Below are 13,651 nucleotides of genomic sequence, written 5' to 3'. Positions count from 1 at the left end.
ACGGAGACGACGATTTGGTCGACGGCTGGTTGGGTTGAGGGTGTGGGTGTGCCGGGGATTGGTGGTCCGGTGGCGAACACCCGGGTGTATGTGTTGGATGGTGGGTTGCGTCCGGTGCCGGTGGGTGTGTCGGGTGAGTTGTATATCGCTGGTGCGGGTGTTGCGCAGGGGTATGTGGGCCGGTTCGACCTGACCGCGGAGCGGTTCGTGGCCGACCCCTTCGGTCCGGCGGGTGGGCGGATGTATCGCACGGGTGACGTGGTGCGGTGGAGCGCGGGCGGTGAGTTGGAGTTCGTAGGCCGCGCTGATGACCAAGTCAAGGTGCGTGGTTTCCGGATCGAGTTGGGTGAGGTTGAGGCGGCGTTGGTGGATCAGGTGGTGGTGGGTCGTGCGGTGGTGATGGTCCGTGAGGACGTCCCCGGCGACCAGCGACTGACCGCCTACGTCATCCCCGCGACCAGCAACAACACCAGCACCGACACCCAAACCGACACCCACACGGGCACCGACACCGAAGCCGACCCGGTCACCCACACCCACACCGACACATTCACCGATGCGATGCGAGCCAGCCTGGTGGCGGAAGTCCGCGATGCCTTGGCCGACCGACTGCCGTCGTACATGGTGCCGTCGGCGATCGTCGTGCTGGATGAGTTCCCGCTCACGGCGAACGGCAAGGTGAACCGGCGGGCTCTCCCCGTACCCACGTACGAGGGTGGGACGGCGGAGCTCGGTCGGGCCCCGAGGTCTCCGCGCGAGGAGCTGCTGTGTGGGGTGTTCGCCGAGGTGCTGGGCATGGAAGAGGTCTCGATCGATGACGACTTCTTCACCCTGGGTGGGCATTCGCTGCTGGCGACGAAGCTGGTCAGTCGTATCCGTTCCGTACTGAACGTGGAGATCGCGGTACGGCGGATCTTCGAGACACCCACCGTTGCCCAACTCGCCACCACACTCGACGAGGCCGCCGCGGCGCGCGGCCGAGTGCAGGTGGTTGCCGCGCGGCCGGCCCGGGTGCCGCTCTCGCACGCCCAGCAGCGGCTGTGGTTCCTGCAACACCTGGAGGGGCCGAGCAGCGCGTACAACATGGTGGTCTCGCTGGACCTCGTCGGGCCGGTGGATGCCGAGGCGCTGCGGCTGGCGCTCGGTGACGTGGTCGCCCGGCACGAGAGTCTGCGGACCGTCTTCGCCGAGGCTCCCGAGGGCGGCTCCTACCAGGTCGTGCTCGACGCGGCCCAGGCCAGGCCGCCGCTGCTGGTCGAGACCGTGGCGGAGTCGGCCGTCGACGGGCTGATGCGGCAGGCCGCAGGGTACGCCTTCGACCTGACCGCCGAGATCCCGGTGCGCGCCACCCTGTTCCGGCTGCCGCCCGAGCCGGCCGGCGCGTACGGGCAGCAGCCCGCGACCAACGACCGGCCGACGACGTACCGTACGCCCCCGACGAACGAACAGCCCGCGGCCGGTCAGCAGCAACAGCCCAGCGAGCGCAGCACCCTGCTCCTGCTGACCCACCACATCGCGGGTGACGCCTGGTCGCGCGGCATCCTCGTGCGCGATCTGACCGCGGCCTACACCGCCAGGGTGGCCGCGGGCGCGGCACCCCTCTGGGCGCCGCTGCCGGTGCAGTACGCCGACTACAGCCTGTGGCAGCGCGGCGTCCTGGGCGCCGAGGACGACCCGACCAGCGAGATCGCACGCCAACTCGGCTACTGGCACTCGACACTGGCCGACCTGCCGGAAGAGCTGGCGCTGCCGTACGACAGGCAGCGCCCGGCCGCCGCCTCCTACCAGGGTGACCGCATCGCCTTCGCACTGCCCGACGGGCTGTACGAGCGGCTGGGGGAGGTCGCCAGGGAGCACCGGGTCAGCCTGTTCATGGTCCTCCAGGCCAGCCTGGCCACCCTCTACACCAGGCTCGGCGCCGGCACCGACATCGTGCTGGGCACCCCCATCGCCGGGCGCACCGATGACGCACTCGAAGACCTGGTCGGGTTCTTCATCAACACCCTGGTGCTGCGCACCGACACCTCAGGCGACCCGACGTTCGTCGAGTTGCTGGAGCGGGTGCGGGCCGCCGACCTGGAGGCGTACGCCCACCAGGACCTGCCCTTCGAGCGGCTGGTCGAGGTCCTGAACCCGGAGCGCTCGCTGTCCCGGCACCCGCTGTTCCAGACGGTGCTCAACCTGGACAACGCGGCCCGCGAGCTGACCCTCGACGGCGCCGACCAGACCGGGCCCGGCGGGCTGAAGGTCACCGGCCGGCCGCTCGGCGCCCCGTCGGCCAAGTTCGACCTCTCCTTCGAACTCGCCGAACGCGGCGGCCCGGCCGGGGCACGCGGGCTCAACTGCGCGCTGGACTTCAGCACCGAGCTCTTCGACCGGCGCACCGCACACGACATCGCCACCCGGTTCGTCCGCGTGCTGGAACAGGTCGCCGCCGAGCCGACCGTACGGATCGGGGACGTGGCCCTCCTCGACCCGGCCGAATGGGCCGAGCTCATCGCCGCCCCGGCGATCAGCACCGTCCCGGCAATCACCGCCGCCCCGGTGACCAGTACCGCCCCCGCAGCACTGTCCCAACCGGCCGACTCGACCACTCCCATCAGCCCGATCACTCCCACCCAGCCGGCCGCACCGACCGCACCGACCACGCTGCCCCACCCGACCACCCCGACCGAGCGGCCCGCACCGGCCGCGCCACACCAAGGCAGCGGCACCGCCGACACCCTCATCACGCGCTTCGCCCGCCAGGTCGCCGCCCGCCCCGACGCCGTCGCCGTCAGCTACGAGCGGACCACCCTGACCTACGCGGAGCTCGACGCCCGCGCCAACCGCCTCGCCCACCTGCTGCGCGAGCGCGGCGCCGGGCCCGAGCGGTTCGTGGCGCTGCGCATGCCGCGTACCGAAGAACTGGTCGTCGGCGTCCTCGGGGTGCTGAAGTCCGGTGCCGCCTACCTGCCGATCGACCCGGCCTACCCGGACGACCGCATCGCCTACACCCTGGACGACGCCCGCCCGGTGCTCACCGTCACCCCCGACGTGCTCGCCGAGTCCGACCCGTACCCGGCGACCGACCCGCAACAGCAGGTCGCAGCGGAGAACGCGGCGTACGTGATCTACACCTCCGGATCGACGGGCCGCCCCAAGGGCGTGGTGGTGCCGCACGCCAACGCCGTCCGGCTGATGGACGCCACCGACCACTGGTTCGGCTTCGGCCCCGGCGACGTGGGCACCCTCTTCCACTCGTACGCCTTCGACTTCTCCGTATGGGAGCTGTGGGCGCCACTGCTCTACGGCGGGCGCCTGGTGGTCGTCCCGCACACCGTGAGCCGGGCCCCCGACCAGTTCCTGCGGCTGCTCGCCGACGAGCAGGTCACCGTGGTCAACCAGACGCCGTCCGCGTTCTACCAGCTCATCGCGGCCGACCAGGAGAACCCCGAGCTCAGTGCGCGACTGCGGCTGCGCACGGTGGTCTTCGGCGGCGAGGCGCTCGACCTCGGCCGGCTCGCCGACTGGTACGACCGGCACGACGAGCACGCCCCGACGCTGGTCAACATGTACGGCATCACCGAGACCACAGTGCACGTCACCCACATCGCGCTCGACCGGGCCGGCGCCGCAGCCGCCGCCGGCTCCGTGATCGGCGTCCCCATCCCCGACCTCGCCGTCTACGTCCTGGACGAGCGGCTGCGCCCGGTGCCCCCGGGCGTGGTCGGCGAACTGTACGTCGTCGGCGCGGGACTCGCCCGCGGCTACTGGGACCGGGCCGGGCTCACCGCCGAACGGTTCGTGGCCAACCCCTACGGACCCGGCCGCATGTACCGCACCGGCGACACCGGCCGCAGGCTCGCCGACGGCCGCCTCGCCTACGCCGGGCGCGCCGACGACCAGGTCAAACTGCGCGGCTTCCGGATCGAACTCGGCGAGATCGAAGCGGCCCTGCTGGAGCGCGACGAGGTCGCCCAGGCCGCCGTGGTGGTGCGCGAGGACCGGCCTGGCGACCGGCGGCTGGTCGGCTACGCGGTGCCCACCGGCGGACGGCAACTCGACCCCGAAGCGCTGCGCGCCCACCTGACCGGCGTGCTCCCCACCCACATGGTGCCGTCCGCGGTGGTCACCCTGGACGCGCTGCCGCTGACCGTCAACGGCAAGCTCGACCGGCGGGCCCTGCCCGCACCCGAGTACGGCAGCCGGGCCGAAGCCGACCGGCGCGGGCCGCGCACCGAGCGCGAGAAGACGCTGTGCGGACTCTTCGCCGACGTACTGGCGCTGGACGCGGTCGGCATCGACGACGGCTTCTTCGACCTCGGCGGCGACAGCATCATGTCCATCCAACTCGTCAGCCGCGCCCGGCGGGCCGGCATCGAACTCTCCGTACGCGACGTCTTCGAACAGCGCACCGTCGCCGCGCTCGCCGAGGTCGCCACCGAGACCGCCCCCGCGGCCGTCGAAGCACCCGGCGAGGACATCGGCACCCTGCCGCTGACCCCGATCATGCACTGGTACTACGAGCGCGGCGGGGCCACCGACCAGTTCAACCAGTCCCGCATCATCCAGGTGCCGGCCGGGCTGCGCCCCACCCACCTGCACGGCGCCGTCCAGGCCGTACTCGACCACCACGGCGCCCTGCGCGCCCGGGTCCACGACGGGCCGCCCCGCCACCTGGAGATCCCCGCGCCCGGCAGCATCGACGCGGCCGACCTGATCCACCACGTCGACGCCAGCGGCCTGGACGAAGCGGGCCGGCGCCAACTGGTCCAGCGCGAAACCGAAGCAGCCAGGCAACGGCTCGACCCGGCCGCCGGCACCCTGGGGCAACTCGTCTGGTTCGACCACGGGCCCGACACACCCGGACTGCTGCTCTGGCTCGTCCACCACCTCGTCGTGGACGGCGTCTCCTGGCGCATCCTGGTCCCCGACCTCGCCGAGGCGTACCGGTCGGTGAGCGCCGGCCGCCAGCCGCAGTTGCAACCCGTGGGCACCTCGCTGCGCCGCTGGTCACAGCGGCTGACCGAGGCCGCGGCGGCGCCCCGGCGGATCGCCGAGAGCGGCTGGTGGCAGCAGGTGTTGCGGCCCGGCGCCCCGCTGCTCGGTCGGCGGGCCCTGGACCCCGAGCGCGACACCTACGCCCGTGCCGAACACCTCACCCTGTCGCTGCCCGTCGAGGTGACCGAACAGGTCCTCACCCACCTGCCCGCCGCGTTCACCGCCGAAGTCAACGACGTCCTGCTGGCCGCCTTCGCACTCGCCTGGGCGCGCTGGAGCGGCAGCCGCAGCCGGGCCGCCTTCCTCGACCTGGAGGGCCACGGCCGCGAGGAGGAGACCGTGGGCCAGGCCGACCTGTCCCGCACCGTCGGCTGGTTCACCAGCCTCTACCCCGTACGGCTGGACGCCGGCGCCGTCAACCTCACCGAGGCGTTCGCCGCCGGACCCGCCGCCGGCGACGTCGTCAAACGCGTCAAGGAACAGCTACGCGCCGTACCCGACAAGGGCATCGGCTACGGCCTGGTCCGCCACCTCGGCCAGACCACCCCGGAACAGTTCACCGACCTGCCCACCCCGCAAGTGGCGTTCAACTACCTCGGGCGGTTCACCGTCGCCGACGCCGAACAGGCAGGCAGCGCCGCCGTACCCGACTGGACCGTGCTCGCCAGCGCCGCCGGACTCGGCGGCACCGACCCGCGGGTGCCGCTCGCCCACCCGCTGGAGCTCAACGCCCGCACCGACGACGGGCCGGCGGGCCCCGCCCTGACCGCGACCTGGACCTGGGCCGCGGACGTCCTGGACCGCACCCAGGTCAGCGAGCTCGCCACCGGCTGGTTCCAGGCCCTTGAGGCCCTCGCCGACCACGCCCAACGCCCCGACGCGGGCGGACTCAGCGTCTCGGACGTCTCCCTGAGCCTCCTGAGCCAGGACGAGATCGAGTCGCTCGAAGACGACTGGAGGAATTCGTGATGGTGACGCAGCCCGGGTTACAGGACATCCTGCCCCTGGCACCGCTCCAGGAGGGCCTGCTCTTCCACAGCGCCTACGACGAGGCGGCGCCGGACGTCTACCTGGTGCAGGAGGTGCTGGAGCTCGCGGGCGAACTCGACGCCGAACTGCTGCGCGCCTCCTGCGCGGCCCTGCTGCGCCGCCACGCCAACCTGCGCGCGGCCTTCCGCTACGAGGGTGTCTCGCGCCCCGTCCAGCTCATCCCGCACCAGGTGGAGGTGCCGTGGACCGCACTGGACCTGACCACCCTGGCCGAAGCGGAGCGCACCGCAGCCGCCGACACCGCCCTGGAAGAGGACCGCAGGCGCCGCTTCGACCTGACCAAGCCGCCCCTCATGCGGTTCCTGCTGATCAAACTGGGTGAACTGCGGCACAAGCTAGTGCTGACCAACCACCACATCCTGCTCGACGGCTGGTCACGCCCGCTGCTGCTGCGCGAACTCCTCGCCCTCTACCAGGCCGGCGGCGACGACGGCGGTCTGCCCCGGGTGCCACCCTTCCGCGACTACCTCACCTGGCTGGCCGCCCGCAACCCCGCAGCCTCGCTCGACGCCTGGCGCACCGCCCTGGCCGACATCGACGGACCCACCCTGGTCGCCCCGCACACCGGCGACCACGCCCCCACCGTGCCCGGCCGGTTGGACGCCGAACTCGACCGCACCGCACACCAGGGGCTCGCCGCCCTCGCCCGCGAACGCGCTCTCACCCTCAACTCCCTGGTCCAGGCCGCCTGGGCGGTCGTCGTCGGCCAGCTCAGTGGCCGCGACGACGTGGTGTTCGGCGCGACCGTCTCCGGACGCCCGCCGGAGATCCCCGGCGTGGAGAGCATGGTCGGCCTGTTCATCAACACCCTGCCGGTACGGGTACGGCTGCGCGCCGACGAACCCCTGCTCGACCTCGCCCAGCGAGTGCAGGAACAGCAGACCCGACTCCAGGACCACCAGCACATCGGGCTTGCCGACGTGCAGCGCCTGGCCGGCGCCGGTGAACTCTTCGACACCACCATGGTGTTCGAGAACTATCCGGTGGACCTCGGCACCGGCGGCGAGGAAAGCGGCGGCCCCGTCGCCCTCACCGTCGCCGGCGTACGCAACCGCGACGCCGCGCACTACCCGCTCGCCCTCGTCGCCGTCGGCCGCGACGGGCTGCGGCTGCGCCTCGACCACCAACCCGCGCTGGTCCCCGCCGACCGGGCCCGGGCCGCGCTCGGCTGCCTGGTGCGCATCCTGGAGTCGGTGGCCGCCGCACCCGCCAGGCCGGTCGGCCGCCTGGAACTGCTCTCCGCCGACGACCGCCGGGCCGTCATCGACCTCGGCCGCGGCGCCGACACCCACGTCCCGGCCACCGACGTGCCCACCGCCTTCCGCGCCCAGGCCGCCCGCACCCCCACGGCCCCCGCCGTCGAATCCGGCGACACCACCCTCAGTTACGCCGCGCTCGACGCCCGCTCCGACGCGCTGGCCCGCCGCCTGACCGGGCACGGCATCGGCGCCGAGACGCCGGTCGCACTGCTGATGGGCCGCTCGCCCGAACTGATCACCGCCGTCCTCGCGGTGCTCAAGGCCGGCGGCGCCTACCTGCCGCTGCGCGACCGCGACCCCGCCGACCGGCTCCGCCAGGTCGCCACCGGCGCCGGCGCCGCACTCGTCCTCACCGACCCGGCGCACGCACCCACCGCGGCCGAACTCGGCCTCCCCACGCTCACCGTTGACGAGCAGACCACGGCCGACGCCACTGCGGGCGGCCATGCCCCGTACGACACGAGCACGGGCCACCCCGTCGCGGGCAGCCCCGCCCCGTACGACACGGCCACAGGCGACCCCACCACCCCGTTCCCCGCCGACCGCCTCGCCTACCTCATCCACACCTCGGGCTCCAGCGGCACTCCCAAGGGCGTCGGCGCCACCCACCGCAACATCCTGGAACTCGTCCACGACCGGGCCTTTGCCGGCGGCGCCCACCAGCGGGTCCTGGTGCACTCCCCGCACGCCTTCGACGCCTCCACCTACGAGATGTTCGTACCACTACTCACCGGCGGCACCGCCGTCCTCGCCCCACCCGGCGAACTCGACCCCGAACTCCTCGGCAAGGTCCTCACCGCACACCGCGTCAGCGTCATCTTCCTGACCACCGGCCTCTTCCAACTCGTCGCGGACGAGGCACCCGAACGGTTCGCCAGCGTGCGCGAGGTGTGGACCGGCGGCGAGATCGTGCCCGACGCCGCCGTGCGCCGGGTCATGGCAGCCTGCCCCGACACCACCGTCATCGACGTCTACGGTCCCACCGAAACCACCACCTTCGCGCTCTACCACCGGCTGCCCCCCGGTGCGGAGGTGCCTGCTTCGGTGCCCATCGGCCGCCCGCTGGACAACACCCAACTGCTCGTACTCGACGCCGCCCTGCGGCCCGTACCGCCCGGCACCGTGGGCGAGCTGTACATCGTCGGCGCCGGCCTGGCCCGCGGCTACCGCGGACGCCCCGACCTGACCGCCGAACGCTTCATCGCCGCCCCCTACGGCCCGCCCGGCGCCCGCGCCTACCGCACCGGCGACCTGGTCCGCTGGACCCCGGGCGGCGAGATCAGCTACGTCGGACGCGCCGACGAACAGATCAAGCTGCGCGGCTTCCGCATCGAACTCGGCGAGATCCAGGCCGTGTTGGGCCACCACCCGCACGTCGCCCAGGCCATCGTCACCGTCCACGAGCCCCACCCGGGCGACAAGCGCATCGTCGCCCACCTGGTGCCCGAACGCGGCAGCCACCCGGCGCCGGCCGAACTCCGCGACCACGTCGCCGCCGAACTGCCCGAATACATGGTCCCCACCGCCTTCGTCACCCTGGACGCGCTGCCGCTGACCCGCAACGGCAAGGTGGACCGGGCCGCCCTCCCGGCGCCCGAGGCCGACCAGGACCAGGAGGCCACCCGCCGCGCACCGCGCACCCCGCAAGAGGCCATCCTGTGCGGCCTGTTCGCCGAGCTGCTCGGCCGGCCCACGGTCGGCATCGACGACGACTTCTTCACCCTCGGCGGACACTCCCTGCTCGCCACCCGCCTCGCCGGCCGCATCCGCCAGGCCCTCGGCGTCGAACTCGCCGTACGCCAACTCTTCGAAACAGCCACCGTCGCCACCCTGGCCCGCGCCCTGGACGGCGCGGCCCAGGCCCGCCCCGCCATCGAGGCCACCACGCCGCGGCCCGACCGCGTCCCCGCCTCCTTCGCCCAGCGCCGGCTCTGGTTCCTGCACCGCTTCGACGGCCCCAGCCCGCTCTACAACATCCCCTTCGCACTCCGCCTCACCGGCGACCTCGACCACGCCGCCCTGCGCGAAGCGCTCGCCGACGTCGCCGACCGGCACGAGAGCCTGCGCACCGTCTTCGCCGAGGACGCCGAAGGCCCGTACCAGATCGTCCGGCACGGCCCCGCCGCCCGCCCCGAACTCACCCCGGTCACCGACGTCGACCAGGACCGGCTGCCCGCCGCCGTCGAAGAGGCCGCCAGCCACTGCTTCGACCTGGAGAACGAACTGCCGCTCCGTGCCTGGCTGTTCGAGACCGGGCCGGGCGAACGGGTCCTGCTGCTGCTCGTCCACCACATCGCCGGCGACGGCTGGTCGGTGCCGCTGCTCGCCCGCGACCTCATCACCGGCTACCTGGCCCGCCAGCGCGGCGCCGCACCCCACTGGCGCCCGCTGCCCGTCCAGTACGCCGACTACAGCCTCTGGCAGCGCACCGCGCTCGGCACCGAAGACCAACCCGACAGCCCCATCGCCAGGCAACTCGCCTACTGGCGCACCGCGCTCGCCGACCTGCCGGACGAACTCAGCCTGCCCACCGACCGGCCGCGCCCCAGCCAGTCGGCCCACCGCGGCGGCCGGATCGCCTACACCGTGCCCGAAACCCTCTACGCCAAGGTGCGCACCCTGGCCCGCGCCGCACGCAGCAGCCCCTTCATGGTGCTCCAGGCCGCCCTGGCCACCCTGCTCAACCGGGTCGGCGCCGGCGACGACATCCCGCTCGGCACCCCGATCGCAGGCCGCACCGACGACGCCCTGGACGACCTCGTCGGCTTCTTCGTCAACACCCTGGTGCTGCGCACCGACACCGGCGGCAACCCCACCTTCCGCGAACTCATCGGCCGCGTACGCGAAACCAACCTGGCCGCCTACGCCCACCAGGACCTGCCCTTCGAACGCCTGGTGCAAGAGCTCAACCCCCAGCGCTCGCGCGCCCACCACCCGCTCTTCCAGACCATGCTCACCTTCAACAACACCGAACAGCGGACCGCCGACACCCAGCCCCTCGCCAGCCCGCCGGGGTTGGAGATCAGCACGCTGCCGGCGACCAACGGCACCGCCAAATTCGACCTGCTGTTCTCCTTCGCCGAACGCCACGACGCCACCGGCGCACCGGACGGGCTCAACGCGGGGGTCGAGTTCAGCGCCGACCTCTTCGACCGTGCCACGGCCGACCGACTCATCGGCTGGCTGCTGCGCGTCCTGGAGGCGGCCACCGCCGAGCCCCGGCAGCGCATCGGTGACCTGCCGCTGCTCACCGACGCCGAACGCGACCAGGCGCTGTCCGCAGGTCACGGGCCGCAGCGGAGCCTGCCAGGCACCTCGCTGCCCGCCAGGTTCGAGGCCGTCGCCGCCCGCCACGCCGACCTGACCGCGGTGCAGGAGGCCGGCGCCACCCTCAGCTACGCCGAGCTCAACGCCCGCGCCAACCGGCTGGCACACCTGCTCGTCAGCCGCGGCGCAGGACCCGAACGGCACGTCGCGGTGGCCCTGCACCGCTCGGTCGACCTGGCCGTCGCCGCCCTCGCCGTCCTCAAGGCCGGTGCCGGCTACCTGCCGATCGACCCCGCCCACCCCGCCGAGCGGATCGCCGGACTGCTCGACGACGCCCACCCGGTCCTGGTCCTCACCAGCCAGGACCTGGCCGCCACACTGCCGGCGGGGCCCGACACCCACACCGTCGTCCTGGACGGCGCCGAGACCACAACAGCCCTCAGCGCGCTCCCCGCCACCGACCTCACCGACGCCGACCGCACCGGCCCGCTGCACCCGGGCCACCCGGCGTACGTCATCTACACCTCGGGCTCCACCGGCCGGCCCAAGGGCGTGCTGATGCCCGCCGCCGCGCTGGCCAACCTCATCGACTGGCACGGCCGCGCCCTGCCCGGCGCGCCCGGCACCCGCGTCGCCCAGTTCACCGCCGTCGGCTTCGACGTCTCCGTACAGGAGGTGCTCGGCACCCTGCTGCACGGCAAGACGCTGGTGATCTGCCCCGACGAGGTGCGCGGCGACCCGGAACGGCTGGCCAGGTGGTTGGCGACGCAGCGAATCCAGGAGCTGTACGCGCCCAATCTGGTGCTCGACGCGGTCTGCGCCGCCGCCACCGCGGCCCACCTCGCGCTGCCCGACCTCACCGACCTCGTCCAGGCCGGCGAAGCACTCACCCCGGGCGGCGCCATCGCCACCTTCTGCACCACCCCGGCCGACAGCGGCCCCCGCCGACTGCACAACCACTACGGGCCCGCCGAAACCCACGTGGTGACCGCCGCCGAACTGCCCGCGGCGCCCGCCACCTGGGCCGCGGCCCCACCGATCGGCACCCCCGTCGACAACACCGCCGTCCGCGTCCTCGACCCGTGGCTGCGGCCCGCCCCCACCGGCGTACCGGGCGAGCTCTACGTCGCCGGCCGGGCTCTGGCCCGCGGCTACCTCGGCCGCCCCGACCGCACCGCAGAACGCTTTGTCGCTGACCCGTACGGCCCGCCCGGCAGCCGCCTGTACCGCACCGGCGACCTGGCCCGCCGCACCACGGACGGGCAACTGCACTACCTCGGCCGCGCCGATGACCAGGTCAAGATCCGCGGCATCCGCGTCGAACCCGGCGAGGTCGCCGCGGTGCTGGCCGCCGCGCCCGGCGTCGCCCAGGCTGCCGTCGTGGTCCGCGAGGACCGGCCGGGTGACCGGCGCCTGGTCGGCTACGTGGTCCCGGACCCGGGCGAGCAGCCGAGCGCCACCGCCCTGCGCGACCACGCCCTGCGCGCCCTGCCCGAACCCCTGGTCCCGGCCGCGTTCGTCACCCTGGACGCGCTGCCGCTGACCACCAACGGCAAGCTGGCCCACGCGGCGCTGCCGGCCCCCGACTACGCGGCGGACAGCGCATCCCGCGCCCCCCTCACCCCGGAGGAGCGCGCGCTGTGCGCCCTGTTCGCCGAGGTGCTCGGCGTCGAACAGGTGGGTGCCGAGGACGAGTTCTTCGCCCTCGGCGGCCACTCCTTCCTCGCCGCCCGGTTGGTCGGCCGCATCCGTGAGGAACTCGGCGGCGACCTGCCGGTGCGGTCGGTCTTCGACGCCCGCACCCCCGCCGCGCTGGCCAAGCTGCTGACCGGCGGCGCCGTCACCGCGGCGGCCGGCCCCGACCCGCAACAGAGCTCGACCGGACTGCTGCTGCCCCTGCGGCCCCGCGGCGCCGCGGCCCCGGTGTTCTTCCTGCACCCCGGCGGCGGCTTCAGTTGGTGCTACTCGGGGCTGGTCCGCCACCTCGGCGCCGACGTGCCGGTCTACGGCCTCCAGGCCCGCGGCCTGGACGGCGGCGGGCCGCTGCCCGGCGGGATGCCCGAGATGACCGAGGACCACCTGGCCCGCATCCGCTCCATCCAGCCGCACGGCCCCTACCGGCTGGCCGGCTGGTCCTTCGGCGGCCTGGCCGCGCACGACCTGGCCGTACGGCTACGGGCCGCCGGCGAGCAGGTCAGCATGCTGGCCGTGCTCGACTCGTACCCGCCGGGCGAACACAGCGACACCTCGGAGCCGGTGGAGCACGAGGTGGTGGCGAACAACCTGCAAGCCATGGGCTTCCCCGTCGACCCGCTGGAACTGAAGGCCGACCAGCAGGGCGTCCTGCTGCGCTTCCGGGAGTTCCTTCAGGCCGGCAACCAGCCGATGGCCTACCTGGACCACCTCCAGGACCAGGACGTGCTTTCCCTCAAGGACGTCTACGTCAACAACGTCCGGGTCATGCGGCGGTTCGAACCGGGCCACTTCGACGGCGACATGCTGTTCATCTCCGCGGAAGAGAAACCGGAAGGCAGCCCGGAAACCCGTTTCGATGTCAGCTTGTGGCAACCCTTCGTCGGCGGATCGATCGAGGTCTGCCCGATACAATCAACCCACGGAAACCTCTTGGCCGACGCCCGACATGTGGCCCGCATCGGCCGATTCCTGGCGGACCGTCTATGACGACGCCGGGCCGTCCCGAAAGACCTCGGGGCCTACCGAGGCGCAGCCACCAAGGAATTCTTCGAGAAGGAGCGATCCATGAGCACCAACCCCTTTGAGGACCCCGATGGCACCTATCTCGTGCTCGTCAACGATGAGGGGCAGCACTCGCTGTGGCCGGCGTTCGCCGAGGTTCCGGCCGGCTGGCAGACCGTGCTGAGCGACGCCACCCGGGACGCGGCACTTGAGTACGTGAACACGCACTGGACCGACCTGCGCCCCAAGAGCCTCATCCGGGAAATGGAAGGCGCCGAAGCCTAGGTCGTCAGGGGCGGGGCTGCGGCCCCCCCCCGCCACCCCCCCCCCCCCGCCCCCCCCGGCGGCCACACCCCCCGCCCGCCCAGCGGGGGGGACGCCCGCCCCAACCCCCC

General features: G+C 73.1%; 3 protein-coding genes. All 3 read left to right on the top strand.

Translation table 11 applies throughout. The annotated features are described in order from the left end of the window. Positions 1-5,952, top strand: a 5,952-nt coding sequence (locus AAHZ94_RS15305) for an amino acid adenylation domain-containing protein (protein WP_502964682.1), incomplete at its 5' end; no start/stop codon positions are given. Then, positions 5,952-13,241, top strand: coding sequence for a non-ribosomal peptide synthetase (locus tag AAHZ94_RS15300; RefSeq protein ID WP_349993425.1), 7,290 nt, complete (start codon positions 5,952-5,954; stop codon positions 13,239-13,241). The genes AAHZ94_RS15305 and AAHZ94_RS15300, both read left to right, overlap by 1 nt. A gap of 78 nt (positions 13,242-13,319) precedes the next feature. Further along, complete coding sequence (locus tag AAHZ94_RS15295; protein WP_349993424.1) at positions 13,320-13,541, top strand: MbtH family protein; 222 nt, start codon at positions 13,320-13,322, stop codon at positions 13,539-13,541. The last annotated feature ends 110 nt before the right edge of the window (positions 13,542-13,651 follow it).

The organism is Streptomyces sp. HSW2009 (assembly GCF_040240285.1).
GTDB lineage: Bacteria > Actinomycetota > Actinomycetes > Streptomycetales > Streptomycetaceae > Streptomyces.
This window is presented reverse-complemented; position numbering and strand designations above follow the sequence as displayed.